This window comes from Bacillus sp. EAC, assembly GCF_002156875.1.
In the GTDB taxonomy this organism is placed as follows: domain Bacteria; phylum Bacillota; class Bacilli; order Bacillales; family Bacillaceae_G; genus Gottfriedia.
Genome location: NZ_NCSY01000002.1, coordinates 225403 through 251903, shown reverse-complemented (window position 1 = coordinate 251903; position 26501 = coordinate 225403). Strand labels below are relative to the sequence as shown.

Here is a 26501-nt window from a genome sequence, read left to right as displayed (position 1 = left end):
TAAAGCTTTTTCTTATTTAAGTATTTGCCGTTCTAGTTCAATAAGAAATGATATAATTTAATGTAAATCATATTAAAATGTGAAATGAATGAATATATATCATCAGGAGCTTTTTTCGCACAAATTCTTGGAATCGCTATTGTTATAATTATTGCGATATTCTATAACAAAAAAAGTCACGAAAAGGCAAAAAAAAGAGGAAGTATATATATTACTGTTGATCTCTTCTTGATGCTTCCATGGTATGTAGGTAAAATTATATTTTTATTAATGGGTATTTCCTTTAGTGTATTGCCGATATTTTCTTTATAAAAATCAAATTCCTTATGTAACTAACGCATGCGATAGTTGAAAAAGGAAGGGCTACATTTTTGTAGCCCTTTTTCTATTAGTTGTAAAAGTTAGTGAATGTTTTTCCGAAAGTTTATGATAAAAATCTTCATATTATCAATAATAAAATAAATTTTCCGGAGGATTATGAAAAAAGTGATTTAATAATAGCCGAGATATTAACAACGTATTCCGGAAGATAATGAACAATCACAATTGTTGTGATTGTTCATAAAAGACGGAAATAATTAAGCTAAAAGGAACACATTTATTTTAGAATGTGTTCCTTTTTATTGAACGCAAATAGATTAAAGTAGACTATCGTCTAATCATTTAACCCTTTTCCATTGAGAATTTGCGGCATACATTTTTCAACCCTTGACTCTCGAGTTTTAGATTGTTTAGGTGCAGAAAAATGAAGAATATATGCTCTTTGTCGACCTGGTGTTAATGCTTCAAAAGCAGTTTTTAAGTCAGGAATTTCATCTAATTTAAGTTGGAATTCTTCAGGAATTATATATTCTGAGCTCTTTTTAAATTCCACTTCTAAGCCGGCTTTTTCCACTTCAATGGCTTCATAAATATAGGCCTTTATGATGTCTTCCATCTCGATTATTTCTTGAACATTCGTGAAGCGAATCTGGCGCGCCGCCTGCACATTCTCCGTTTGTTGGATTAGAATACCGTTGGAGTCCTTTAACAGGGCACCCTTGTGAAACAGAAGCGCACAATATTCCTTAAATCCATGTATTAAAACTATATTTTTATTCTCAAAAGTGTAACAAGGATGCATCCACTTAAAATCTTCGGTCAGTTCACAATCAAGTACGATTTTTCTCAACTTCTCGTACTCTTCCTGCCACTTTTTGGCTTTCCTTAAAAATACATCAACCTTAGGATTAATTTTATTCTCTGTCATACAGAACACCTCACTCAAATTCTTCATACCATTTTTTACCTTTACTTAATTGTTTAATTTTACTATACATATTTTTATTAAACCACTGGTATTAGTTCCTTTTAGATCACATCTCCAAGCCAAAAAGGAAAAGTATAACCGATTGTCGAAAACTAAAAAACCACTGTAATCCTTACAAAAAGCTCTAAATTCTAAGTATAATAATTATAATTCTTTTAAAAGTATGTACGTATTTTGCTAAATTGAATCCATTCTTTATTTGTCTAAGGCATGCAATGGTTATATTAGAAACTTCTATTAAAAACGTATAATGTCGGACTGAACTATAACTATTTACATGAATACTCTTATCTTATTAAATGTTTACTCATAATAAATATTAGTAAGCTATTTATTAAAAGTGAGGTGTTGAAAATATTAATTAAACTTTTTCATAAATCTAATCGATCCACGAGAATTACTCTATTGACAGGATCTGTACTATTACTACTAGGCGGGATACTGAAGATTGTATTTTAAGCTAAACCAGCTATTTTGAGCTGGTTTTTTTTTTGCAAAATCCTTAATGATCTACCTATCACTTGCGTTAACCACCCATAAACCCTTAGATTCACAACTTGATTGCTTAAATAGTTTTACTAAGTATGATTGAATTGTACTGTTGAACTATATAGGATTATGTAAGGTAAGATGTCTAAGTTAATCAGGTTTTAAGTTTAAAAAATTGCTCCAATAATATATAAAAGTTGGACATAGTCTAAAGTTATTTTCGATATAGGCTCCCACTGAAGAAGTTGAAAATTATTGTTAAAAGTCTAAGGTTCACCGGTTAAAATTTTCTTTAATATTCTAATATAGCCCAGTAAGGTGACTAGCTGGGCTTATATGTGTTTCCTTTTTTAAAAAATTAAGTAGTTAAGTTTTATTTGACTGCTAAAACTTAAATCACCTTTTTATAGATTGATTTTCCTAAAGAATCTTCACCTGGCAGTAGAATACATAAATGTATCTGTTTAACTCCCTTTTCTAAAGTGGCAGGGTAAGTGCAGCCTCCACTGATAGCGAATAGCAGACATGCGTAAAGCGATAACAACCAGGACAATCAGAGTCAACTGAAGTGGGCTGTTCCAACCAAGCCATATACATATAGCACATAAAATCGTTAATATTGCATGGATTTCTTCTTTTAAGGCAAGAGGTTTTCGAGCAGCTATTATGTCACGAATCATCCCTCCTCCAACGCCGGTAAACATAGATGCCAATATCATTACGCCAAAATCATCCGAAAAAACTTCTTTTGCTGACATTGCTCCTTGGAGAGCAAATGAAGCAAGTCCAATTGAATCAAAAAATAAACTCCATCGTTTCCAATGATTGATCCACTTTAGCGGTAATAATACGATGATTGTCAGAGTCATTAAAACCGTTAAAATGATGGAATGGATCCATAGTTCAGAGACAGGGACACCGATAATATAATTTCGAATCATCGCTCCTCCGAATGCTGTGGTTAATCCCAAAGCGTAAACTCCGATAAAAGAATATTCAGCTTCAAGAGCAACAAATGCTCCACTTGCTGCATATGAAATAATTCCGATAAAATGTAGAACTGTCCAAGACATTCCTCTAATACCCCCTAATATAGTATGTTAATAGTTAATTGAAAAATGGGACCAATGGAATAGAGTATCGTGAGAGAGAAAAGATTGCTTTCTTTTTCCACACAAAAAAACTCCACCACAAGAGATCATCTAAAGAGATGTTGTGGTGGAGTAATCAATTAGCAATTCCTACTAATGAATCATTCCATTGGGAATATTAAATAGAGCTCTAACAAAATATTTTATTAGAATTCCATTCATAAAATTTGTATAAATTATGTTCAATAGACATAATTATACTCCTCTCATCCAAAAAAACAAGACAAAATTAATCAGTAAATTTAGTAAGAATTGAATTGTTAGGAGGCAAGAATATGGGGAAAAAGGAAACAGCGTTTAATGATATCGTGCGGAAAATGCGGAAAGAAATTTTCGGAAAGGGCCCAGAGCGGATTTTTACTCATTTCGTTGAGAATATGGCAGTAACGACAATGAGTGGTATTCTAACTCCTACGGAAAAGTTTATAGCAAAATCCCAAGAAGGAAAAAAAGTAATTCATAGTGCGAGAACCGAAATGATTAGGGATGTATATAGGCAGGAGGTTCCTGAAGAAATGGAAGAGCTTGTCGGTTCGAAGCTACTTCATTTATTTTCGGATGCAAAGATTGAAGAGGATATGGCTGTATCCGTATTTATCTTTGAAAAACCAATCGTGTAGAAGCGAAAGTATTTTGAACCTATTGACTATGATTTTTGAGAATTCTTATTAGAAATCTTTCAAGATCCAAAATGACGAAAATAACGTGTAGATGTTGACCATGATATACGCACATTTTTATAAAAGTCTATCTTTTGTTGAACCTACCTTTCAAATGTACATAAAATATATTGATAGGAGGGAAAACAACATGGATCGATTTATTCTTCAAATGTTAGCTGGTATTTTAGCTGGTTTTGCATTAATAAAAGTTCCTTTAGAAGGCACTTTCTTAGCAAGTTTAGAGCCATTAACAACTGTAATTGGTATTTTAGCAATTGTAATTTTCTCCCTTTTCTTAGTGTTTAAAGGGACAATGGCAATCTTGGGTAAGTAAAAAGAAATTAAGACTCCAGGAAACCACCTATATAAGAATGAAAACTCACGAAATATAAAACCTGTATCGTTGATTACTTGATAATCATAGATACAGGTTATTTTTTATATACATTCCTTTTTCTACTAATGAATTATACACAAATGTTGTTACAAAAGTTATCGATGGGAAGGCCAGGACCCCTGCATTTTTCTGATTTGAATAATTTGGCCTGTATGGTAAGCGTCGTGTAGCATTATGTCTAGTAGATTACTCTCGAAAGAATTTTGGTCAAGATCCTCATCTGACATCTTACTCAGCAAATGTCTTAAACTGTTATGAATGGTTTCAAGTCGATCTACTACTTTCTTCCATTCATTATCATCATTGGATTGTTCAGTGATATAAAAGGTCTCATTACCGTCGATCCGCGTCCATTGACGACCTTCAATGTTCGCAACAAGTCTCTCTTTGTAATAAATAAGGTGATTAACGGTCTCCCAAATAGTGGTGGCTGACTGTCCAGCAGGCCTCCAACTTGCTTGTTCTGCATTGATTCCATCAATAGCATGCTTGAGCGGTGCATACCAACTTTCCTTATCGAACGTTGTATCTAGCACGTTTAAAAGCAGGTCAATTCGATTCAATGATTAACGCCTCCTTTAATAGCTATCGTAATATTACTTTAAGTTAAAAATACCCTTCCCAGTTTCCATACTTAATGGCAATGATGAATGTTCATGGATTATTGTCCATGATTCATTTTCTTTTTTTAATCCGAATGTGAATCTGTTTGTCATTTGACGAATTTTCTCTCCTGATTCTGCTAGAGCAGTGAACGTAACTGCACAATGAACGAAAGAGAGGTTAGAATTTTCTTCAACTACTACATTATCGAAATCTGTTTTGAGTAAATGGCCATCCTCACTTAAACCATTAAACCAGTCTTTCACCGTTTCCTTCCATTGGACAATACCGATGCACTCCCAATTTTCCCAACAATCATAAACATGCACGTCAGCAGAGTATGTCGATACAAATCTCTCAACATCCTTTTCGTAAATTGCAGATCTGTAATTTTCTAGAACATCCTGTACTTTATTAAAACGAATACTCATAATTAGATCTCCTTTGTTGTCCACTTAAAATTAGGTTTATATATTACCATTACTGTATTCTATTTCTTCTACATTTTTCCTCTAATATTAAACAGCCTCTTAAACATAAGCCTGAACTCTATCAATTAATTCTCATACTAATAGAATATAGGACAAGAATGGGGAATATTTCATGCTTGTTAATGAAACGAAGCATTTCAAAATTACATTGATTCAATATGTATTAATTCTAAACATATATAATTTCGAATAAATTTATAGGGTATCCTAAAATCCGTGGAAGAGTTGATTTCTATGAATAATAAATTAAATCTTACAATGGAACAAATAGTATCTTTCATTCGAAGTGGATTAGAAAAAACAAACAAATCAAAGAAAGTTACGATTGTGGGCGCTGGAATGTCAGGTTTAGTTGCTGCATCTTTATTAAAAGAGGCAGGACATGAAGTAACGATTTTAGAGATAAATGATAGACTCGGTGGTCGTGTATATACTAAAAGGCAACCATTTATAAATAACCAGTATGTCGAATTGGGAGCAATGCGAATACCTTCAGTTCACCGACTTACATTCGAATATATAAACAAATTTAATCTACCTGTTAATGAGTTTATTAATAGTACTCCTAATGATCCAATCTATGTAAATAATGTTTTAACACGAGAGAAATATTATGAAAGTAACCCCCATTTATTAAGATTTCCATTAGCTCCTATTGAGGGAGGTAAAACAGCGGAAGAACTATTAAAACTAGCAGTGGATCCTGTTCTTAAATTTGTTAAACAAGACCCTCAAAAAAATTGGGAAATTGTGATTAATAAGTACGATCAATATTCAATGGAGAATTTTTTGAAGGATAATCCTGTCGGGTTATCATTATCTATAGGAGCAGTCGATATGATTGAGGCTATAGTTGGAATAGAAGGGTTTCTTGAACTTGCTTTTACGTCAGTATTAAGAGAAGTTATGATACTTCTTGAAGAAGACCTTAAACTTTACGAAATTACTGGTGGAAACGATCAGTTGCCGAATTCATTTTTAAATCAACTAAGTGACAATCTTTATTTTAATCAACAACTGACCAGAATCGTACAAGAAAATACTGGTGTATCAGTCTTTACTGATGATAAGAAAAATTTTACTAAACACCAAGTCACTTCTGACTTAGTTATTGTGACCATTCCTTTTTCTTTATTGGACTTCGTGCAGCTCTTCCCATATGAGTCTATATCTTATAATAAATGGAAAGCAATTAGAGAGATGCACTATGCAGACTCGACAAAAATTGGACTTCAATTCAAAACAAGATTTTGGGAAAAGATGGGTCTATACGGAGGTAAGATAACAACTGATTTACCGATAAAATTTTCATATTTTCCTAGTCATGAGTTAGGCTCTAATAGCACTGGAGTCGTTTTAGCTAGCTATACATGGGGATCTGATGCATTCATTTGGGACAGTATGTCAGAAGAAGATCGAATAAAAAAAGCACTAGAGAATCTTTCGTATATATTTGGAAAAATAGTATATGAAGAATTTATTGTAGGAAGTACTCATAGCTGGTCAGACTATCCTTTTTCTGGTGGAGCATTTGTCATGTCGAAACCATATCAACAAAAAGAATTGGGTCCTTACATGAGCACTCCTGAAGGAAGAATCCATTTTGCAGGGGCACACATTTCGTCTACGCCAGGTTGGATTCAAGGAGCAATTGAGTCCGGCGTTCGAGTAGCGTATGAAGTTAATAAAAGGGAATGAGGTTCGGGTTATTCGAATTGCCTCTGCAATCCTTTTTTAGAAGGAATGTCAATTCATTAGTATTTGAATAAATGTATTCACAACGCAAATTACGTCTAATCTCATCGGTCGCGGCAATACTAAGAGGGAAAGAAAAAGGAGTGAGCTCAATGGATTTCCGATCGAAGGAACAAATATTAACTGAACAACCGTCAATCGAACGTAAGATGAAATATCGTGGGAGTACATACAAACTTACAAACACAATACACGACATATCCCGTGGCGAATTTACAGACCTTACTTGTTACACATATTATAGTGAAGAAGAACATCAGAATTTATTGCTTTATTGCCATACTGGAAAAATCGTTTTTGTTGAAATAGAATCGAGTTAAACGTAAAAAAGAAAATAATAGTTTTGATCGGTTAAAGTGGAATGTTTTCAATGCAGTCAATCAGGAGGACCGTCATAAGACGGTCTATTTCTATTGGTTTTTTACTTCATTAAGTGCTTCAGCATTCGATTTTTTTGGAGCAAAATATCCTTCTGAATTTACTGCAGCAGGCTCAGGTATTCCTGAATTTTGTTTTTTCTTTTTAACATGTGGATTTTGATTGTTACCCATGTTTATCACCTCCACGAATAGTATGTGCTAGATTTCATGTATCTGTCATATTTGATGTTAACAATAAATGGAAAAATGGGTATGATGTTTATATCAGTAAAACGGTCATAGTATACAAAAGACTAGGCAATATCATTGAATTTTGTAAGAAATAATTCTGCTATGATGATGCTAGATAGAAAAAGTAGAAATTGAGAGGAAATGATTATGAAAATAAATCAACTAATTGCGAACAATATTAGCAAATTAGATGCAACACTACCAGTAGATAAATCGTTGGGGATTGCTGGTTTGTCTGGATCCGGAAAAACAACTTTTTGCCAAACAATCGGAGAAGAATCAAAGAAGCGCCTCGTTTCTTTATTGCCTAAAGCTGAGTATCAGTATCTTTTTCCGAATATTATGGAAACAAATTTTAGTGCGATTAAAATGAAAGAAATGCCCTTAGTCCTTTTTCTTGGAAAATCGTCAATATCTTCAAATCCACGATCAACAATTGGCACGCATACAGGTGTTTTTAAAGAGATTCGTGATTGTCTTGCTGAAAAATTTAATCTATCTCCAGAAGTTTTTTCATTCAATAATCCACTAGGCTGGTGTCCGGATTGTAAAGGACGTGGTTATACAAAAAACGTCGAATGTCCAAAATGTAATGGACAACGCTATAATCAAGAAGTTTTGCACTATACAATTGATCTATTTGATAAACCGTATACTATTTCCGATATTAACAACTTGAGTATTGAATCCATTTATACACTTATAGAGGATTTACATATTGGTGAAGCGAAACAAAATATACTTAAAAATATTATTAATATGAATATAGGTTATCTATCGTTAAATCGAATTATGGGAACTTTATCAGGCGGGGAATTAACTCGACTTTATTTAGCGGAATTTATGGCAACAAGTGAGAATACCGTTATTATTATTGATGAAATTTCGGTTGGCCTAGATCATGAAACGCTATTAAGAATTTTAGATCAGATTAAACAATTAGGTTATAAAAACCAAATTTGGCTCATTGACCATTCTGATACAGTGCTCAATATAACTGATGAGCAAGTGTTTTTCGGACCAGGTAGTGGAAAATATGGCGGAAAAATAGTGGAAGAATCTCCACGTCCAAAACCAATTAGCTGGGAACGAAACCAGGAAACTCCAGTAGACTATTATCAATTTCATGATCTTTTCTGCCGTAATATTCACATTTCTGACATTCAGATTCCAAAAAATAGACTTGTAACCTTTACTGGTGAGTCTGGCTGTGGTAAATCGACATTGGTTAATGAATGCATGGCGAAAGATTTCGTGAAGCGCTATCCAAAAGATAAGCTAGTTATGGTTGGACAAGATCGAAACCAATCGATTACAAGTCTTTCAACTGTTGCGACATTTCTCGATATTAAAAAGAAACTCACTAAATATAGTGATGACATTGATGATATTTTTCAGCGCTCGATTGAAGATATTATTGATGATCTGCCAAGTGAAGACATAGCCTATAAACGCCTTAGCTTGTTGATTAAACTTGGCCTTGGTTATTTAACTTTGGAAAGAAAAACGAAAACATTATCGACTGGTGAGTTTCAATGTGTTCATTTAGTTTCAGAACTATTTGCCAACACTAGAAACCCACATACACTTTTTATTTTTGACGAACCATCAAAAGGGTTATCTCAAAATATTTTAAATCAATTTATAGATAGTGTTAGAGTTATTCTACAAGATGAATCGGTCTCAATCTTGATGATTGAGCATAATGCTTATATGCTAGAGAGCTCTGATTTTATTGTTGATTTTGGAAAAAGACGAGCGCAGCCTGTTCAACATCTTGATGTTGTTAGTCATGATGATTATTATCGACAAAAAGATCATTCAGATAACGTAACACCATTACAAATTTCTTCAACACTAAGGTCACGAAATGGAATTAACTACTTAAAAGTTGATCATATTGCATATTTTAAAAATGCTGAAAATGTCTATAAAGGTGGTATTTTAAAAAGCTTATCACCAATTGCTCGTGTAATTTATGGTGAGTATGACTCCGAAACAATTGCTCCGGTCATTGCCATTGACCTTGAAAGACACTTGTATAGTCAATTTAGTTTTCTTTATGAAACTGGTGGATTGATCAATCATATAGTGGCAGCCCATCCGACCAATAAAGATACAAGAAGTTTTGATTTCTATTATCAAGAAAATCATTGTCCATGTTGTTCCGGTCGTCGAGTCATTGAAAAATTTGATATAGACGTAGTAATTCAAGATAAAACAGTTCCATTTTGGGATGGATTACTGCATCCAGACGTGATGGAGGTATTAAAATATTATCAATATCCTAAACTACAATTCCTATTTGATGAAATAAAGAACGAACTCGGTCACGATATCAGTAAGAGCTACAATGATATGACAGAAGCTGAAAAGAATACGTTTTTATATGGTTATTGGGAAAAGTCATTTTATGATAAAGCAGGTAAAGCTTCGAGAATCTGGGAAGGATTTAATATCGTCATTGGACGTTATATGTCTATTTCAAAATCACCTATAAAAGAGAATATGAAAACGTCAAAAGAGATGATCACTTGTCCTGTTTGTCATGGAACAGTGCTTAACCATCATAAAAAACTAAAATTTGGAGAAACAGATATTCGGGAGGTTATTAATCAGCCGATTGATCAGGTCATCAAAGCAGTAGGGAACTTACCAGAACTAGAAAAACTAAAATCAATTGTTGGTGGCGATCTTTCACTTGCAGAAGATGTCTCTTTACTTCCGAGGGAGACTCAGGTTGCCCTGAAAATGTATGAAATAGAACAAGCTAGCTTTGTTGGCTATGAAGTAGTTTTACAAAATGTTCTACCTTTTTGGGATAGTATTAAAGGCAATATTGAAACGATAAGTAGCAAAAACCTAATTTCAATCTGTGATTTCGCCAATATTTCTGAAACAAGAGAAACCATTATAGATAAATATTTTACGAATGGAAAATACAAAAAACTAACTTACGTATATGAAGCGTTTGGTTACAAAAAAATTGTTACGTTAATTAATAAAATCAAAGCAAGTAATCCTTGTCCATTCTGTAAAGGGAAGAAAGTCATTTCAGAAGATAATCTCCATGATGGCGTATATAAATTATCAATCCCTTGTGTAAGTTGTTATGCAAGTGGTATTAATGACGAGGGGCGTAAGGAAATCGTTGAAGGTATAGACGTACATACATGGCTAACTGGCAAAGTAAGTGATGTTGTTTCTGAAAGCCTACTGACTGAAGCTGTTGCAGATATTCCAATCTTCAACCGAATTCGTGAATTGAATAAACGAGATATGATGGCAGTTTATGAGTGTCTCGAGCGAAATAATTAATCTTGAATGATATGTAAATGGCGTTAAGTAATTCAAAAGAGAATAATTGTAAAAGGGCACCTCGAGAAAGGTGCCCTTTACTATTTAGATTGAAACTTGCTAGTTAATTAGAATTAGCCAATTCAGAAATTTGTAGGTTCACATTTTCTTTAACCAATCCACCGTGGTAACAAATCACTTGTTCAATATCATATTTTGTAAATTTCTTAATAGATTGAAGCGCAGTCTCCATATCAGGTGTCACAGCCGGTCTAGGACCCATTAAGATCCCATTATCTGCTACAAGTGCATCTCCAGCAATTAATGTCTTACTCTGGTGATGATACAAACTAACGTGACCAGGAGTGTGTCCAGGTGTATAGATAACAGTGATTCCTCCACAGTAAGGTAATAACTCTTCATCGCTAATTGTTTTATCTACATTAGCGCTTAATGGTATTTCAAATATAGCTTTTATTTTCTGGCGTTGTTCCTCTGGAAGAGATTCCGTCATTTTTGCTACTCGTTCTGCATTCATTTTAATTAATGGCTTGTCACCTTCGATATAGGGTTTTTCTACTTCATGTGCTAAGACTTCAATTTTATGGTCAGAAGTTTTTAGAATTTCAGAGAGACTTCCAATATGGTCAAAGTCTTGGTGTGTAAGAATAATTTTTGTCAGCTTGTTATTTGGTACGTCAGCTTTTTCGATTGCTTCGTTAATTTCTCCATTTTGACCAGGTATTCCAGTGTCCACTAAAATAGTTTCATTTTCATCCCAAATCAAAGTCGGATGGATGATACTTTCTGGCCCAGTTAACTTCATAACTAATTCGATCGTTTCTATACCTTTAGCTATTTTCATTTTTATGGTAAAGCTAAAATGCTTTACCACACCTCCCTTTTTTTAATGATTTAATGTGAGAATGTATTTACCATTTCTAATTTCTCGAAACGGATAAAATAAAATCATCGATCATCGATTGAAAGCTGTCTTCTACATTTACAGGATGTTGGAAATAACCAAGGAAATTCATGGAGACAAATCCATGTAGTAGACTCCTTAGAGCTCTTCCTTTATGAATTAATTGCGTTTCATCCTTAATATAAAAATCTAAGATTTGATGAATAATACCCATAGTTTCTTTCGCTAAACGTCTAACTTCCTCATCTTGCGTGCTTGGAATATTCATAAATAATCCATACCCCGTCTTGTTTTTGAATGCAAAGTCACGATAAACATAGGCATACTCTTTTATTGCATTCTCACCACTTTTACCGACTAATTTTTGCATTAAATTCGAATTCAATTTATTCAAAAGGTAGATAGTCATTTTTATTTTAAGGTCATCCATATTAGTGAAATGATTATATAGTGATGGATATTTTATCTGTAATTTTTCTGCAATTTTTTGGAAAGTAACTTGATTAAGACCGATTTCATCTGCCAATAAAAAAGCAGCCTCAATAATCTTTTCCTTAGTCAAATTTCGTTTTTGCACCATTCTATTACTCCTTATCATATTACTTTATAAAATTAGTTTAACATTATAATGTATTGTACGTAAACTATAATATATAGTTTACAAACTTTAATTTATAGTTTAAGTTTATCTTAAAAGGTGTCGGATGTTAAATGCGTATTTTTAATTACTACTAAACTGATTTATCGGGTGATATTTTCATTACGTCTCTAATTAAAGAGGTCTATTATAGTGGAATTCCTTAGTTTTACAAAAAAGGGAGAGGGTTATTATGAGCATGTGGAGAAGAAATTTAATCGTTTGTTGGTTCGGGATGTTTGTAACGAGTATAGGGATGAGTCAACTTGGCCCAGTTTTACCTTTATACATTAAAAACCTCGGGGTTCATAATGTAGCATTAATCGATCAATTTTCAGGGATTGCATTTGGTGCTACATTTGTTATTTCTGCCATATTTTCACCTATTTGGGGTTTAGCAGCAGACAAATTTGGTCGTAAACCAATGCTTTTGCGAGCAAGTCTTGGAATGGCGATAGTTGTATTTAGTATGGGCTTTGCTCAAAATGTATATGTACTGATTGGTTTAAGGTTATTGCAGGGAATCATTACAGGCTATAGTACGGCTTGTACTACATTAATCGCTACTCAAACGGATAAAGAACACGCAGGTTGGGCTTTAGGTACGCTTTCTACAGCAAGCGTCGGGGGTTCATTACTTGGACCAATGATCGGTGCTTATATTGGAGAGACGCTTGGTTTAGAAAATGTATTTTATATAACTGGAGCTTTATTATTAATTGCATTCATTACTACCGCATTGTTTGTAAAGGAATCTTTTACGCGTCAGGATAAAAAAGTACTTAGAATGAAAGAAATATGGAGAATTATTCCGGACAAAAGTTTAACGATTACAATGTTTGTGACCTTTTTTGTATTAACTCTTGCATTGTATTCGATTGAACCAGTGATTACTGTCTATATTATGCAGATATCAAGTCATTCAAGTCATGTTGCTTTATTAGCAGGTATGGCATTTTCAGCTTCGGGATTAGCAAATATAATTGCTGCGCCAAGACTAGGAAAGCTTTCTGATAGAATTGGGCCACAGAAAGTGATTTTAGGGGCACTTGTATTGGCAGGATTAATGATTATTCCACAAGCTTTTGTCAAAAATGCTTGGGAATTAATGTTTTTCCGATTTTTATTAGGGTTAGCGACAGCAGGTTTAAATCCTTCTGTTAATACATTGGTTAAGAGAATTACACCTGATTCACTGACCGGTAGAGTTTTTGGTTTTAACATGTCCGCAGGATATTTAGGGGTATTTGTAGGTTCAATCTTAGGTGGACAAGTAGGCGCCTATTTAGGTATAAGATATGTATTTCTTATTACAAGTGCATTGTTATTTTTAAATGCATTATGGGTTTATTTAAAAGTGTATAAAAAACTTAGTATAAAAGATGAAACATCATTCTCTATGTAAAAGGCTGTTTTCTAGAAGATTGTTTTTATTAAAAGGGGTTTTAAAGCAAACTGTAAATACAGAAGATGATGAACGGATATGCGAGACTCCTATCGGATTAGCGGGACAGTTGAGACCTTAGCAGTGGTCAAAAAGGTAGGTATGCTAATACCACGACGTCCTGTCGTAACGCATGCATGACCCACATCGTGTGGGCTCAAGGCTCATCGCCCACCTCACGGAAAGCGAGCATTCTGGAGTGGAAATCTACGAAATTCTTTTTTAATAGCAACATGGTTTACGAAAACAGCTATGTAAAAGGAGTGAAAAGGTAAGGGTTGGTATGCAACTCTCTTTTTATGTGAAAAAAGAGATTGAATAATATGAATTAACAAACAAGTGTGTTGTTTATGAACGATAAGTGTTATAGGATTGTTATATCGATGAAATTATTGGAAAAACGAGAGGTTAAAAAACAATGAATCTACTTAAATTTCACAGAAATATTAAAATCCGACTACTCGAATCTTTTCTAAGTTCGGCAATTGGCAGTATGATTTTTCCGTTTATGGCTATTTATCTATCAAAGCATTTTGGCGTAAAACACGCTGGATTGCTATTGCTAGTAAATGTTTTTATTGGAATTATCATGAACTTTTTTGGTGGGTATTTTTCAGATCAATTCGGTCGAAAAAAGACAATGGTGTTTGCGGAAACATTACGGTTATTAGCGTTTATAACGATGATGTTCTGTAATTCACCATGGTTTTCATCACCACTTATCACATTTTTAATGATGACAGTTAATAGTATTTGTTGGGGATTGGCCGGTCCTGCGAATCAAGCTATGCTGATTGATGTGAGTAAACCTGAAGAACGAAAACTGATGTATTCCATCATGTATTGGTCGAACAATTTATCAATTGCAATTGGTGGAGTGTTTGGCGGATTTTTATTCAAATCGTATTTGTTCGAACTGTTACTGGCTCTTTCAGTTGCTTCGTTCATTACATGGGTTTTAGTTACATTTTTCGTTAAAGAAAGTTTGATAACACAACAATCAGAAATGAAAACAATCAGTTCTCACGCGAAAAAAATGATTTCAAATTATCGTGATGTATTTCAAGATAAATTATTTATCCTATATGTACTTGCTGGTTTACTAGTCCTTTCAATGGAATTTCAGTTATCAAATTACATTGGTATTCGATTAACGAATGATTTCCAAACCCAACATCTACTGAATTGGTCATTCGGTGGGATCGAAATGACAGGTTTCCTAAGAACGGAAAATACAATTCTAGTAGTTGTAATGGCGCTATTTGCGACAAAGATTGTCAAGAATATGAATGATCAACTTACACTCATTTGGAGTTGTGTAGCATTCGTAGGAGGATATGCCGTAATTTCTTATAGTAATTCCATATTATTATTATTTATAGCGATGTTTGTAGCAACAGTTGCAGAAGTTCTTCGTGTTCCAGTTCAACAAAACTATATGGCCCATCTACCTTCAGAAGAAACAAGAAGTTCTTATATGGCTGTTGCTGGTTTAACGTTTAATTTGGCAATGTTTATTTGTTCAATAACGGTTGCACTAAGTGCGTTTCTTTCAAAATTTGCGACATCTTTCTTTTTAACAAGCTTAGGAGTAATTGGTATTATTATCTTCGTCCGGATTACACCTGCATTAGAAAGACGAGTTAAAGGTGAATCAGAAGTCAAACCAAATCGAACTGCTGAGTTGAATACTTGAGATCGAACAACGCAGTTAAAACTTTCAAAAAAACCTTCAATTCCTAGATATTAAAGGAATTAGAAGGTTTTTTAATGTGAATAAAGAGGTTATGTAAAAACGTACTTCACATAAATAATCGTAATATTTGATAGAAAATAGCGGATACAGTGGCAGAGATAGGTATTGTAATAATCCATGTTATAACCATTCGTCTAGCAGTACCCCAGTTAACATCTTTAATATGCTGTGCAGATCCAACCCCCATAATTGAAGATGAGATTACATGCGTAGTACTGACCGGTAAATGGAGTGATGTAAATGTAAAAATAATTGCAGCTGAGGATAAATCAGCAGCAGCTCCATTCACAGGGCGAATTTTCATTATTTTCCCGCCAACGGTTTTAATGATTTTCCAACCCCCAATTGATGTGCCTAGCGCCATTGCTGCTGCAGAAGATATACGAACCCATAATGGCACATCTGCACCAGGCGTTTCAATCTTTGCAGCAATTAGGGCAATCATTATGATTCCCATTGCTTTTTGTGCATCATTTGTACCATGGGTAAAAGATTGTAATGCAGCAGTGAATACTTGAAAAAAACGGAAACCTTTATTTGTTCTAGAAAGATCTGACCGTTTAAAAATAAGTGCTAACACTGTCATAACGATGAAGCCCACTATAATCGCAATGATAGGTGAAATTAGTAGTGCTTGAATAATTTTTATAAATCCATCTGCTTCTAACACAGAAAATCCTTTTGCCGAAACAGCGGCACCAGCTATTGCTCCGATAATGGCATGGGATGAACTACTTGGTATACCGTACAACCAAGTTAACAAATTCCAAACGATAGCCCCTAATAAAGCTGATATAACGACGATCAGACCATTCGTTCCTTCGATTGAGACTGGATCAACAATTCCATTTGTAATTGTTTTTGCTACGCCTGTGAAAGTTATTGCTCCTATAAAGTTCATTAAGCATGCTAATATAATAGCACTACTTGGTTTCAAAGCTTTTGTAGACACAGAAGTAGCGATAGCATTTGCTGTATCATGAAAACCATTAATAAAATCGAAGACAATTGCACAGATAACGACTAATATCGTAAGTAGTAATATAGTTTCCATACTCCTAACCCTTACGCATTTCGCATGATAATTTGCTCAAGCATATTTGCTACATCTTGTGCACTATCAGAAACAGCTTCTAACACTTCGTAAATTTCTTTGAATTGCATAATTTTTACCGTATGCCATTCTTTCTTAAATAATTCTTTAATTGAAGATCTCAACAATACGTCACATTGTGATTCATAATCTTTTATTTGGATTGCATGAACTCTGATTTCTAAAAATTTTTTCTTTGAAAGCAATTTAACTGCATTTAAAATTTCTCCCGAAGCACTGTGTAAGTTGTTAATAAATTTGTGCATATAATCATCACTTTGGTTAATCGAGTACATTTCAAACATAGCAGAGCAATGCTCCAATCCGTCTAAAACATCATCCATCTTTAATGCTAATTGAAGAATATCTTCACGTTCAATAGGAGTAATAAATGTTTTATTTAATTCCACAATTAATTCATGTACAAGAGTATCACCTTTTGTTTCGAATTTCTTCATTTCCTGAGAGAAAATCTTTAAGTCAGCTGCCTTATTACTATTAAAATCAACATAATATTTTGAACTAGAATATAAGTTCTCGGCAATATTTAAGAGCATATCAAAAAATAGATTATTTTTCTGTCCAAACATCGTACTGATTCCTCCTAATGAATCTTATTTTGACCTTTTCATATCATGCACTAGATATTTTAATATTATAGATAATTGAAACAAGAAATGATTAAAATACTGAACCAGTTTTATCAATGATTACTTTTACTTTCGTTTCAAATTGAACATTCTTATACTCTTTTTTCCATTTCAATTTCTTCCAAAGGTCAGGATGTGTACTTGCTAGTTTTCTTCCAACTCCAAGGGCATCACAATTCGCTTCAATAAGTGAGTCAGTCACGACTTTAGCTTGCTTTGTAAGCTCGGCTGAAATTTCTTTATTGAGTTTATCTATATTTATGTTTTCATTAGGATTAATGTTTTTATTAGGATTATTTGAGTAGTTCACAAGAGTAATATGTAGTTTTAGGTTTACTTTACTAATTATTTTATTTGTTGATTTATTTACTTTTACCTTTAGATCTCTTTTTAAACTAGTTACATAAAATGAGGCACCTCTTTTTTTATCCAAATATAAGGCAATTTCACTTACCTTCTCTAATCTATTCATTAGAAGTAATAATAGGCTACTGTCTTTTCCAGTTAAACTAATTCCAGTAAATTTGTCCCCATCAAATAAATTAATTCCTCCAATTATTATTTTATTTGATTTATCCTTATCTATGGAAGGTAACACGATATCTTGACCTGGATCGACAATTTTAGTCCACGCAGTAAAAACAGTCTCTTTTGGAATTTTTGATGAAATTTCTGCTGATAGTAATCCTTTTAATATGACAAAGGCAATTGGGCTCGTTTCCGGTTCAAGTGCAAGAAGTTCACTAGCTTTCCCTTTTGTAATGACAACTCTAGAGGCAACATAAGCATTTTTATTTCGATAAAAAATATCCAGAAAAGGATGTATACCATTTTTAGCTAGTTCTTGACCTATTAGAATGACATAAGCTTTACTTGCATCGATTTGTCCAGGTAATTTATTGTTAAGATCAAGTTGAATTCCAGTCAAGGCAGGGCGAGTTGCTTCAACAATTTCATCTTTTACATCGAATAGTCCGCCACCTTTATTTTGAATAGTTAAAGCTCGAACTGTCCCTAAAATTTTATCTTCATCTGTTAAATCAAAGCTGACACCGTTAACGAATTTTTTATTAATTAATAAACTCTGATCCCAACAGCCAACTAATAGGCAAATAAGGGAAGTTATTGTAATTAATATCATGCGCTTCATGTATTTTCACTCATTTCCAGTTTGTTGATGAGGATAGACAAGCCAAGAAGTATGACTGGTAGTGCGAATACTACTGCATAGCTTAAATAAGTAACATATTTGCTGAATAGATTTATTTTCATTTCATCCATAGGAAAAATTGAAATAAAGTAGATTAGTGTTGCATTAATCCATACCATTTTTTTATACGATTTCGTTTTAGCAATACTTTTAACAGAGAAATATAGATAAGCAATAACTGAAGTAGTCATTGGAACAATCCAAATTGATACGAAAATTAAATCTAATCGATCGACCATTTCATATGACAATGCTTCAAATAAAAATAGCACAGGGTCTTTAAGCTTTTTTAACTGAAGTGGACTAAAACTTATAAGACAAAGAAAGAGAAAGTAAGTATTGATAAAAGTAACGGTCCAATTTGCTAGAGAAATCGTTTTAAATACACCTTTCTCTTTATTTAGAATAAAAGGAAAAACAATCAGAAATCCTTCGAAACCTAACATTGAGATAAGTGACTTATTACTACCAAGTAGGATATTTTTCACGCCTGAACTCCCTATCGGAAGAATATATTGAAACTCTTGTGGAAGATTGAATGTTAACAAAGATAGAAAGAATAGTAATATGATTAGAAAAGAAGCTAAAACGAAAAATCTAGCTATAATTCTCAAGTCACTTACGGTTAAATAAATGGAAGACAAAATAATAATTAATGAGAGAATCCACATGGGTGTTAACGGTAATAACCATAAATTTATACAAATGATAAACAGTTTAAGTGCTAAACTACCAGTTAGAATAAAGAAGAGGAAAATAAATAAATTACAGAATTTACCTAAATACCTTCCAAGTACTTTTTGAGTTATTTCAGCATAACCAAGATCTGGATAGCGTTTCATCAAGAACCAATAAAAGGTTAGAGTGATTTGAACCACTACACCAGCAAAAAGGGTTGAAATCCATCCATCACCTTTACTAGTGCTATAGACAACATTAGGTAATGAGAGTAATCCGATGCCGAGCTGGCTCTGCACAATAAAGAAAAAAAACTGGAATTTAGAGATCGTATTCGTATTAGGTATCATTTTTTCTTCCACACCCTAGAGACCCCTTGTTGATTCAATTTTTGGGGATTTGTATTAGTCGGTCTATTGTTCATCTTCCATGCCGGTAATCTTATAAATGAATCTTTTAAATCTTCTTTCCTAAAAGGTGCAAAAGGAGAAAAATACGGTATACCAAACGCTTGAAGTTTACTTAAATGCATAAAGATTAGCATCAAAGTTAAAGTAATTCCAAAAAATCCTAATATAGATGCAGCGATCATTGTCGGAAAACCTAATAATCGTGCACTTGTCCCCATTTCACTTACAGGTGCAACAAATGATGCGATAGCTGTTAATCCAATTACAACAATCATAGTATTAGATACTAAATGTGCTTCTACAACTGCTGTTCCAATAACAAGACCACCAACGATACCGATTGTTTGAGCAATAGGAGAAGGCAATCGAATAGCTGCTTCTTTTAGGAGTTCTAGTATAATCTGCATCGTAAAGGCCTCGATTAGTGGAAGGAAAGGGACAAATTCTAAAGATACTCTAATTGAGTATAGGATACCGATCGGAAGTACTTCAGAATGAAAAGAAACGATCGCAATGTAAATGGCAGGTAAACTTATCGCTATAATGAAGCTAAGCACACGGATAATTCGAAAAAATGATCCTACTAACCAGCGATGATTATAATCATCAGGCGCTTGATAAAATGAAAAGAAAGTAATAGGTAAAACTGCAACCGTCGGATTTCCATTAACGATGATATTAACTTTTCCTTCTAATAAATAGGATGCAGCTCTGTCAGGTCTTTCAGTGTTTAATATTTGCGGAAAAGGTGTAATAGGATTTTCCTCAATCATTTCCTCTAAGGTTCCTGTAGAATGCACGTTGTCAATTTCAATTAATGAAATCCTCCTTTCTATTTCTTCAACCATCAATTTATTAGCCAAAGAATCTACGTAAACAATTGCTACTTTCGTTTTAGTCATACTACCAATCGTAAAGTATTTTACTTTAAAATCAGGATTTTTAACTCTTTTTCTTAATAAGTGAACATTCGTACTTAAGCTCTCTACAAACCCATCATGTGGACCATTGATGTTTTGTTCATTAGAAGGCTCTTGAATTGTTCGTCCTTGATCATCTGAAATTGCTGTCATAACTGCAGTCGAACAATTCTCTCTTAAAATAATACAAAATCCATCCAGTAAACTCTTTGATAGAGCAGTAAATAATGAAGAGGTCGTAATCTCATATCCTTTTATGATTTTTTCAATATCCTCTGAAGCGTCTTTTAATAATGGTTCTATAATAAATGAATAGATCAATTCATTTTTTACTAAAGTTTCAATGTATAGAATGGTACAGCTCTCGCCATTTCGATAAATGTCTTTAACAATCAAATCTTCTGTATAACTTAAAAGCTCTTGGACTTTCTGTATATTATCGGTTAAATCACTCGTTAAAGATCTTACCTGACTCATTTTTTATTACTCCTTAGCAGTCTAATTAATTGTATTCTTTCCTTAGATTTGAAGAGTATACAGACTTAAAAATACTGTTACTTGAAGTCCATTTATTTACTAAAATATGAATAGAAATGATTGATTTAAGTTAGATATAGATATGTAATGACCTCTTTTAAAAAAGTTGATATTTGGGTAGTACTTTAAAAGGGTAGCACAGAAAAAGAAGTTGGTTGAAACGGAAGGTGCGAGACTCCTGTGGGAGCTGCGGGACAGGTGAGACTCATGCAAGGCGCAGCCGAGGAGGCTCATCGCCCGCCCCACTAAAAAGCGAGCATCCTGGAGTGGAAATCAACTAATCTCCTTGGTAGATTGCATCAAAAATCACGAAAACGGTTATAATGAAAAATCGAATTTTGTAAGATTTAACTTATTGACTTTTTATTTATTGAGTATTAATATAAAGAACAATTAAAGTATAAAACAATTAAATTTTTCATAGCGTTGACGAAGAGTAGTAACGATTACGGAAACTTTAGAGAGCTGATGGTTGGTGGGAATCAGTGTGAAAGTAATCGCGAATGGACTTCCGAGCTTCCAAACCGAACCTTGTTTTAGTAGTAGGCTTTGGCGAGTAGTCTTCTCGTTATAAAAGGCGGGTATTCAATCAACTTAGATTGGATACTGACAAAGCGAGCTGTTTAATCAGCTAATGAAGGTGGCACCACGGGTCTCTCGTCCTTTTTTAAGACGAGGGGCCCTTTTTGTATTCATTTTTAAAAAATATATAACTAAATCGCTGAGTAAGAAGAGTAAATATTGGTGAAAGTCACAGAGAGTTAGACGATGGTGAGAGTCTGACACAGGAACCTATATCGAATGGGCTTACGAGAGGCATCTTGAAAATGGTAGTAGGGATGCACGGATTTCCACCGTTAAAAGGATAGGATATCGGAATAGTAAGGGGATATTGACTAATGTCATATAAAACTCCTACATAAATTTCCCGTATCTGAAAGTGGGATTAAGAGAAATCTAATCCAATCGAGGTGGTACCGCGGTATACAATAATCGTCCTCTATATGCACAATCTTTGTGCGTATAGGGGACTTTTTTATTTTTATATTTAACTTTAGGAGGTTGAAGTTGTTATGACATTGCAAAACACAGTAGAAATCGTCATTGATACCATAATTGGAGATTTATTTACACCAATTTCTGTTTTTAAAAAACTTAAAGGGAGTAAAAAGTTTTTATATGAAAGCTCGTTTAAGCATCAGGACTCGGGTCGTTATTCGTTTATTGGTTCTAAACCAGTTTTTGAGTTAATCGGAACAAATCAAAGTGGCGAAATCGTCTATCGAAACGGACATAGAGAAGAGTTTATTGGAAATCCTCTTTTAAAACTGAGAGAGCTTTTGCCATCATTAAACGATTTGAGTGCTTTTGATCTTCCTTTTATAGGTGGAGGGATTGGATATGTTGGCTATGACATCATTCGCCAATTTGAAGAAATAGGAGAAGTATTAGTCGATCGCATCGGAATGCCAGACATACACCTTATGTTTTTTGAAGTAGTAATTGTATTTGATCATTTAGAACAAAAAATTCATTTAGTTGGAACAAAACTTTCTGATGAAACGACTTTGGAAGTTTTAAAGAGTGAGATTGCAAAATTGAAACAGGAGATATTGGCTGAAAAGAATCTAGAGGAAATTACGCCAGTTATATTTTCCACTTTCACACCAGAAATAACAAAAGATGAGTTTATGTTAAGGGTGGAAAAGGCAAAGAAATATATCGAAACAGGAGATATTTTTCAAGTCGTATTATCCCAACGAATGAAATCGAAATTTGGAGGAGACCCATTCGATTTTTATCGCAAACTGCGTATTCAGAATCCCTCTCCGTATATGTACTATATCGATTTCGGAGACAGTGTTGTTGCGGGTACATCTCCAGAAAGCTTGATAAAAGTGAAAGGAGATCAAGTGATTACGAATCCTATTGCTGGAACAAAGCGAAGGGGGAAAACTTTAGAGCTAGATTCCATCATTGAAAAGGAATTAAAACAAGATGAAAAAGAATTGGCTGAACACAAAATGCTAGTAGATTTAGGAAGAAATGATCTTGGTAAAGTTTGTGAGTTTGGCTCTATCAAGCTAGAGAAATATATGAACGTTGAAAAATACAAATATGTCATGCACTTAGTCTCTGAAGTAAGCGGGAAATTAAAAAAACCTTATACAGCACTTGATGCATTTATTTCATGCTTACCAGCTGGAACAGTTTCAGGTGCACCAAAAATTAGAGCGATGGAAATTATTAACGAATTAGAAGAATCAAAACGTGGTGTGTACTCCGGTGCAGTTGGATATATATCAGCAAACGGGAATCTTGATTTTGCATTAGCTATTCGTACGATCGTTATGAAAAATAGTTCAGCATATATTCAAGCTGGTGCAGGGATTGTTTATGACAGTTCACCTGAACTGGAATATGAAGAAACAATAAATAAATTAAGAGCATTTTTGGAGGTCAGTCATGATTCTACTAATTGATCATTATGATTCGTTTACTTATAATCTTTATCAATTTTTCGGAGAGCTTGGAGAAGAAATTGAAGTTGTCCGCTATGACAAAATTTCAATTGATGAAATAAAGAAAATGAACGTTAAAGCGATCATTCTCTCACCGGGTCCCGGCCATCCGGATCAAAAACAGGAAACAATTGAATTGATTAAGACCTTTTACCAAACGATTCCTATTTTAGGAATATGCCTAGGTCATCAAGCTATTGGACACGTATTTGGTGCAATTATTACAAGTGCCAATCAAATTAAGCACGGAAAAACATCAAAGATTACACATAACGGAAACAATTTATTTTCATATATGACTAAACCATTAGAAGTCATGAGATACCACTCATTAGTTATTCAAAAGGAGAGTCTACCTCCATTTATAGAAACATTAGCGATTTCAATGGATGACCAAGAGATTATGGCGATTAAGCATCGAAAATATCCTGTTTTCGGAATGCAATTTCATCCAGAATCGATCGGAACAGAGTCAGGGAAGCAGTTATTACTAAATTTTTTAAATGAAATAAAGGAGGAAACTAGTCATGAAAGAGTACCTTCAAAGATTAGCTAACCGAGAGTCTTTTTCGGAGGAAGAAATGCAGTTAGCTGTTCAGCAAATACTTCAAGATGAGCAAATATCAGATTCTGAAATTGCAGCCTTTTTAGTAGCGCTTAAAACAAAAGGTGAAACAGTAAATGAAATCGCGGGATTAGTTAATGCCATTCGAAAGAATACAGTTGGATTTACTCGAAAGTTTCAACATGTAATTGATAACTGTGGGACAGGGGGAGATAACTCATCTAGCTTCAATGTCAGTACAACGTCTGCATTTGTTATAGCAGGTTGTGGTATTCCGATTGCTAAACATGGCAACAGAAGTATTTCCAGTAAAACGGGAAGTGCAGATGTATTGGAACAATTAGGAGTTGAATTATCCATTCCAACACATTATTCAGAGGAGCTCTTAGATGAGATTGGAATAGCTTTTTTATTCGCACCTTATGTACATCCAAGATTAAAGAAGGTTATGAAAGTGAGACGAGAATTGCAAATTCCAACCATTTTCAACTTAATTGGGCCTTTAACCAATCCAATAGATTTAGAAACGCAATTGTTAGGAATTTATAGACGAGATTATTTAGAAGTTTTTGCACAGGTGCTACAAAAGCTTGGTCGAAAGCGAGCGTTAGTTATAAACGGAGCGGGTCATCTAGATGAGGCATCCCTTGCTGGAGAAAATCACTTAGTTTTATTGGAGAAGGGTGAGCTTACAAAAATGACACTCCATCCAGAAGAAGTAGGATTAAATTGTTATCCAAATGACGCGATTAAAGGTGGAGACGCATCTATTAATGCTGATATTCTTCTAAGAGTTTTAAAAGGTGAAAAGGGAGCTTTTCGAGATACAGTCTTATTAAACGCAGGATTAGCAATCTTCACATCAGGTGTAGCTGAAACCATATCAGATGGAATCAAGAGGGCAGAGGAAAGCATAGATTCGGGTGGAGCCTACGAAAAATTACTAAGATTAGTAGAAAAAACTAAAAAGCTTAAAAGGGAGGTCATCTAAATGGAAACTATTTTAGATCGTATCATTTTTGAAAAACACAAAGAAATAAAAAATTTGAGAGAAGTAGTACGACATTCAACCGATCATGAAACAGATTTTTCACTAATGAATCATTTAAAAGACGCAAATACATTGTCTGTTATTGCGGAGTTCAAAAGAGCATCTCCCTCCAAAGGAATAATCAATCGCAATCTAGATCCTGCAGAACAAGCTAAAAAATATGAACAATTTGGAGCCGCAGCAATATCTGTTTTAACGGATACAACTTTTTTTAAAGGATCATTCAGTGATTTGAAAATTGTACGAGATACAGTGGATTTACCATTATTATGTAAAGACTTTATGATCGATAAGGTGCAAATTGATATTGCGAAAGAGCACGGGGCCAACATCATTTTATTAATTGCAGCAGCTTTGTCTTTACCGAAATTACGAGAATTATATCACTATGCAAGAGAGCAAAATTTGGAAGTGCTGGTAGAAGTCCATGATGAAGAGGATTTAGAGAAAGCACTAAAAACAGGTACGAAATTATTTGGGATCAATAACAGGAACTTAAAAACATTTGAAGTGGATTTAGATGTTACAGAAAGGCTTTCTCCTTTAATTCAATCAAGTGGTGGTTACATCATTAGTGAAAGTGGAATTTTCAGTCGTGAAGATGCAAATCGAGTAAGTAAAGCGGGTGTAAACGGTATTTTAGTAGGTGAAGCATTAATGAAAAGCCAAGACTTATCAGTCAATTTAAGAGAGCTATTGATTCCTCTAATCAAGAAGGTGAAAAAGTGAAAGTTAAAATTTGTGGAGTTACTAATGTAAAAACAGCTCAAGTGGCAGTTGAAGCTGGTGCGGATGCTATCGGATTTGTTTTTGCTGAAAGTAAACGCAAAATTAATCCTGATGAAGCAAAAAAGATTTCCATATCAATACCAGATCATATTTTGAAAATTGGTGTATTCGTCAATGAAACAAAAGAGGTTTTAGAGTCAGTTTATAAAGATGTAGGATTGACGCATCTACAGTTGCATGGTGATGAATCTCCAGAATTTTGTCATTCATTACGTTTTCCTGTTATAAAAGCGGTTCGGATTGAGAATGAGTCAGATGTTCATAGAATAACGGAATATGATTGTGATTACGTTTTAGTAGATAGCCCAGCTGGAAAATATCATGGTGGGAACGGAACAACATTTGATTGGAATCTACTTCAGAATATAGAGATACCTAGAGAAAAATTGATATTGGCAGGCGGCTTAAATACTGAAAATGTTTTATTGGCTAGTGAACTCATTAAACCTGTGATGATTGATGTAAGTAGTGGTGTAGAAACGGGCGGAATCAAAGATGAAAAGAAAATAAAATCATTTATTAATAAAGTGAAATTAGGAGGAATTTAAA

General features: G+C 33.8%; 25 protein-coding genes and 2 other annotated features. Of the genes, 13 read left to right on the top strand and 12 right to left on the bottom strand.

Annotated features, from left to right (window positions below; translation table 11 throughout):
* Nucleotides 1-84: 84 nt before the first annotated feature.
* The gene (locus B7R65_RS21480) at nt 85-312 is read left to right on the top strand and encodes a hypothetical protein (protein WP_218780393.1); all 228 of its coding nucleotides are present in this window, start codon (nt 85-87) and stop codon (nt 310-312) included.
* 343 nt (nt 313-655) lie between these two features.
* Here B7R65_RS21480 and B7R65_RS04385 read toward each other — a convergent pair whose 3' ends face one another.
* Together B7R65_RS04385 and B7R65_RS04380 are read right to left on the bottom strand one after the other, a co-directional pair.
* Nucleotides 656-1249: a YdeI/OmpD-associated family protein gene (locus B7R65_RS04385; protein WP_088041533.1), complete on the bottom strand. Its 594-nt coding sequence runs from the start codon at nt 1247-1249 to the stop codon at nt 656-658.
* A gap of 1013 nt (nt 1250-2262) precedes the next feature.
* Nucleotides 2263-2871, bottom strand: a complete 609-nt coding sequence (locus B7R65_RS04380) for a trimeric intracellular cation channel family protein (protein WP_088041532.1) — start codon at nt 2869-2871, stop codon at nt 2263-2265.
* Nucleotides 2872-3224: 353 nt separating this feature from the next.
* Between B7R65_RS04380 and B7R65_RS04375 the strand changes: the two genes are divergently transcribed.
* Both B7R65_RS04375 and B7R65_RS04370 read left to right on the top strand, forming a co-directional pair.
* The gene (locus B7R65_RS04375; RefSeq protein WP_088041531.1) at nt 3225-3569 is read left to right on the top strand and encodes a Na-translocating system protein MpsC family protein; all 345 of its coding nucleotides are present in this window, start codon (nt 3225-3227) and stop codon (nt 3567-3569) included.
* 190 nt (nt 3570-3759) lie between these two features.
* The gene (locus tag B7R65_RS04370) at nt 3760-3945 is read left to right on the top strand and encodes a hypothetical protein (RefSeq protein ID WP_088041530.1); all 186 of its coding nucleotides are present in this window, start codon (nt 3760-3762) and stop codon (nt 3943-3945) included.
* Between the two features lie 158 nt (nt 3946-4103).
* On the opposite strand, the gene B7R65_RS04365 is transcribed toward B7R65_RS04370, so the two are convergent.
* Both B7R65_RS04365 and B7R65_RS04360 read right to left on the bottom strand, forming a co-directional pair.
* Entirely contained in the window at nt 4104-4571 is a 468-nt protein-coding gene (locus B7R65_RS04365; protein ID WP_088041529.1) for a DinB family protein, read from the bottom strand.
* A gap of 33 nt (nt 4572-4604) precedes the next feature.
* Entirely contained in the window at nt 4605-5042 is a 438-nt protein-coding gene (locus B7R65_RS04360) for a YybH family protein (RefSeq protein ID WP_088041528.1), read from the bottom strand.
* 294 nt (nt 5043-5336) lie between these two features.
* Here B7R65_RS04360 and B7R65_RS04355 point away from each other — a divergent pair, with 294 nt between their 5' ends.
* Nucleotides 5337-6800 carry a flavin monoamine oxidase family protein gene (locus B7R65_RS04355; RefSeq protein WP_088041527.1) on the top strand — a complete coding sequence of 488 codons (1464 nt, stop codon included), beginning with the start codon at nt 5337-5339 and terminating at the stop codon, nt 6798-6800.
* Between the two features lie 71 nt (nt 6801-6871).
* Nucleotides 6872-7177 (top strand): hypothetical protein, encoded by a 306-nt coding sequence (locus B7R65_RS04350; RefSeq protein ID WP_218780392.1) that lies wholly within the window; start codon nt 6872-6874, stop codon nt 7175-7177.
* A 90-nt stretch (nt 7178-7267) separates the two neighbouring features.
* On the opposite strand, the gene B7R65_RS21215 is transcribed toward B7R65_RS04350, so the two are convergent.
* Nucleotides 7268-7408 (bottom strand): hypothetical protein, encoded by a 141-nt coding sequence (locus B7R65_RS21215; protein WP_179194764.1) that lies wholly within the window; start codon nt 7406-7408, stop codon nt 7268-7270.
* A gap of 207 nt (nt 7409-7615) precedes the next feature.
* Between B7R65_RS21215 and B7R65_RS04345 the strand changes: the two genes are divergently transcribed.
* On the top strand, nt 7616-10786 hold the full coding sequence (locus B7R65_RS04345) for an ATP-binding cassette domain-containing protein (protein WP_088041525.1): 3171 nt from the start codon (nt 7616-7618) through the stop codon (nt 10784-10786).
* Between the two features lie 103 nt (nt 10787-10889).
* Here the strand turns inward: B7R65_RS04345 and B7R65_RS04340 are convergent, their stop codons facing one another.
* Both B7R65_RS04340 and B7R65_RS04335 read right to left on the bottom strand, forming a co-directional pair.
* Nucleotides 10890-11630, bottom strand: a complete 741-nt coding sequence (locus tag B7R65_RS04340) for an MBL fold metallo-hydrolase (RefSeq protein ID WP_088041524.1) — start codon at nt 11628-11630, stop codon at nt 10890-10892.
* Between the two features lie 76 nt (nt 11631-11706).
* Entirely contained in the window at nt 11707-12270 is a 564-nt protein-coding gene (locus B7R65_RS04335) for a TetR/AcrR family transcriptional regulator (RefSeq protein ID WP_179194763.1), read from the bottom strand.
* A gap of 250 nt (nt 12271-12520) precedes the next feature.
* Between B7R65_RS04335 and B7R65_RS04330 the strand changes: the two genes are divergently transcribed.
* Nucleotides 12521-13732, top strand: coding sequence for a multidrug efflux MFS transporter (locus B7R65_RS04330; RefSeq protein ID WP_088041523.1), 1212 nt, complete (start codon nt 12521-12523; stop codon nt 13730-13732).
* Nucleotides 13733-14189: 457 nt separating this feature from the next.
* Nucleotides 14190-15467, top strand: coding sequence for an MDR family MFS transporter (locus B7R65_RS04325; protein ID WP_088041522.1), 1278 nt, complete (start codon nt 14190-14192; stop codon nt 15465-15467).
* A gap of 106 nt (nt 15468-15573) precedes the next feature.
* On the opposite strand, the gene B7R65_RS04320 is transcribed toward B7R65_RS04325, so the two are convergent.
* The 5 genes from B7R65_RS04320 to B7R65_RS04300 all read right to left on the bottom strand — a co-directional run bounded on the left by B7R65_RS04320 (nt 15574) and on the right by B7R65_RS04300 (nt 20965).
* Nucleotides 15574-16581 (bottom strand): inorganic phosphate transporter, encoded by a 1008-nt coding sequence (locus B7R65_RS04320; protein ID WP_088041521.1) that lies wholly within the window; start codon nt 16579-16581, stop codon nt 15574-15576.
* A gap of 11 nt (nt 16582-16592) precedes the next feature.
* On the bottom strand, nt 16593-17210 hold the full coding sequence (locus B7R65_RS04315) for a DUF47 domain-containing protein (RefSeq protein ID WP_088041520.1): 618 nt from the start codon (nt 17208-17210) through the stop codon (nt 16593-16595).
* Nucleotides 17211-17301: 91 nt separating this feature from the next.
* Nucleotides 17302-18420 carry a Ger(x)C family spore germination protein gene (locus B7R65_RS04310; protein WP_088041519.1) on the bottom strand — a complete coding sequence of 373 codons (1119 nt, stop codon included), beginning with the start codon at nt 18418-18420 and terminating at the stop codon, nt 17302-17304.
* Entirely contained in the window at nt 18417-19520 is a 1104-nt protein-coding gene (locus B7R65_RS04305; RefSeq protein WP_088041518.1) for a GerAB/ArcD/ProY family transporter, read from the bottom strand. Before B7R65_RS04305 ends, B7R65_RS04310 begins: the two co-directional genes overlap by 4 nt.
* Complete coding sequence (locus B7R65_RS04300) at nt 19505-20965, bottom strand: spore germination protein (protein ID WP_088041517.1); 1461 nt, start codon at nt 20963-20965, stop codon at nt 19505-19507. The genes B7R65_RS04305 and B7R65_RS04300 overlap by 16 nt, the downstream gene beginning before the upstream one ends.
* Before the next feature lie 477 nt (nt 20966-21442).
* Nucleotides 21443-21693 (top strand) — a binding site (T-box leader).
* Between the two features lie 44 nt (nt 21694-21737).
* Nucleotides 21738-22029 (top strand) — a binding site (T-box leader).
* 69 nt (nt 22030-22098) lie between these two features.
* Here B7R65_RS04300 and trpE point away from each other — a divergent pair.
* Genes trpE through B7R65_RS04275 form a run of 5 tightly spaced genes read left to right on the top strand, consistent with a single transcriptional unit; the run spans nt 22099 to nt 26500 of the window.
* Nucleotides 22099-23508 carry an anthranilate synthase component I gene (trpE, locus tag B7R65_RS04295; RefSeq protein WP_088041516.1) on the top strand — a complete coding sequence of 470 codons (1410 nt, stop codon included), beginning with the start codon at nt 22099-22101 and terminating at the stop codon, nt 23506-23508.
* Nucleotides 23492-24103, top strand: a complete 612-nt coding sequence (locus B7R65_RS04290) for an anthranilate synthase component II (protein ID WP_088041515.1) — start codon at nt 23492-23494, stop codon at nt 24101-24103. Before trpE ends, B7R65_RS04290 begins: the two co-directional genes overlap by 17 nt.
* Entirely contained in the window at nt 24075-25103 is a 1029-nt protein-coding gene (gene trpD / locus B7R65_RS04285; RefSeq protein WP_088041514.1) for an anthranilate phosphoribosyltransferase, read from the top strand. Before B7R65_RS04290 ends, trpD begins: the two co-directional genes overlap by 29 nt.
* Nucleotides 25104-25892: an indole-3-glycerol phosphate synthase TrpC gene (gene trpC, locus B7R65_RS04280; protein WP_088041513.1), complete on the top strand. Its 789-nt coding sequence runs from the start codon at nt 25104-25106 to the stop codon at nt 25890-25892.
* Nucleotides 25889-26500: a phosphoribosylanthranilate isomerase gene (locus tag B7R65_RS04275; protein WP_088041512.1), complete on the top strand. Its 612-nt coding sequence runs from the start codon at nt 25889-25891 to the stop codon at nt 26498-26500. The genes trpC and B7R65_RS04275 overlap by 4 nt, the downstream gene beginning before the upstream one ends.
* The last annotated feature ends 1 nt before the right edge of the window (nt 26501 follow it).

Bases quoted from the DNA above. Each gene is read 5' to 3' on its own strand.
- B7R65_RS21480 (WP_218780393.1), top strand. From the start codon at position 85: ATGAATGAATATATATCATCAGGAGCTTTTTTCGCACAAATTCTTGGA.
- B7R65_RS04385 (WP_088041533.1), bottom strand. From the start codon at position 1,249: ATGACAGAGAATAAAATTAATCCTAAGGTTGATGTATTTTTAAGGAAA.
- B7R65_RS04380 (WP_088041532.1), bottom strand. From the start codon at position 2,871: ATGTCTTGGACAGTTCTACATTTTATCGGAATTATTTCATATGCAGCA.
- B7R65_RS04375 (WP_088041531.1), top strand. From the start codon at position 3,225: ATGGGGAAAAAGGAAACAGCGTTTAATGATATCGTGCGGAAAATGCGG.
- B7R65_RS04370 (WP_088041530.1), top strand. From the start codon at position 3,760: ATGGATCGATTTATTCTTCAAATGTTAGCTGGTATTTTAGCTGGTTTT.
- B7R65_RS04360 (WP_088041528.1), bottom strand. From the start codon at position 5,042: ATGAGTATTCGTTTTAATAAAGTACAGGATGTTCTAGAAAATTACAGA.
- B7R65_RS04355 (WP_088041527.1), top strand. From the start codon at position 5,337: ATGAATAATAAATTAAATCTTACAATGGAACAAATAGTATCTTTCATT.
- B7R65_RS04350 (WP_218780392.1), top strand. From the start codon at position 6,872: ATGTATTCACAACGCAAATTACGTCTAATCTCATCGGTCGCGGCAATA.
- B7R65_RS21215 (WP_179194764.1), bottom strand. From the start codon at position 7,408: ATGGGTAACAATCAAAATCCACATGTTAAAAAGAAAAAACAAAATTCA.
- B7R65_RS04345 (WP_088041525.1), top strand. From the start codon at position 7,616: ATGAAAATAAATCAACTAATTGCGAACAATATTAGCAAATTAGATGCA.
- B7R65_RS04340 (WP_088041524.1), bottom strand. From the start codon at position 11,630: ATGAAAATAGCTAAAGGTATAGAAACGATCGAATTAGTTATGAAGTTA.
- B7R65_RS04335 (WP_179194763.1), bottom strand. From the start codon at position 12,270: ATGGTGCAAAAACGAAATTTGACTAAGGAAAAGATTATTGAGGCTGCT.
- B7R65_RS04330 (WP_088041523.1), top strand. From the start codon at position 12,521: ATGAGCATGTGGAGAAGAAATTTAATCGTTTGTTGGTTCGGGATGTTT.
- B7R65_RS04325 (WP_088041522.1), top strand. From the start codon at position 14,190: ATGAATCTACTTAAATTTCACAGAAATATTAAAATCCGACTACTCGAA.
- B7R65_RS04320 (WP_088041521.1), bottom strand. From the start codon at position 16,581: ATGGAAACTATATTACTACTTACGATATTAGTCGTTATCTGTGCAATT.
- B7R65_RS04315 (WP_088041520.1), bottom strand. From the start codon at position 17,210: ATGTTTGGACAGAAAAATAATCTATTTTTTGATATGCTCTTAAATATT.
- B7R65_RS04310 (WP_088041519.1), bottom strand. From the start codon at position 18,420: ATGAAGCGCATGATATTAATTACAATAACTTCCCTTATTTGCCTATTA.
- B7R65_RS04300 (WP_088041517.1), bottom strand. From the start codon at position 20,965: ATGAGTCAGGTAAGATCTTTAACGAGTGATTTAACCGATAATATACAG.
- trpE (WP_088041516.1), top strand. From the start codon at position 22,099: ATGACATTGCAAAACACAGTAGAAATCGTCATTGATACCATAATTGGA.
- B7R65_RS04290 (WP_088041515.1), top strand. From the start codon at position 23,492: ATGATTCTACTAATTGATCATTATGATTCGTTTACTTATAATCTTTAT.
- trpD (WP_088041514.1), top strand. From the start codon at position 24,075: ATGAAAGAGTACCTTCAAAGATTAGCTAACCGAGAGTCTTTTTCGGAG.
- trpC (WP_088041513.1), top strand. From the start codon at position 25,104: ATGGAAACTATTTTAGATCGTATCATTTTTGAAAAACACAAAGAAATA.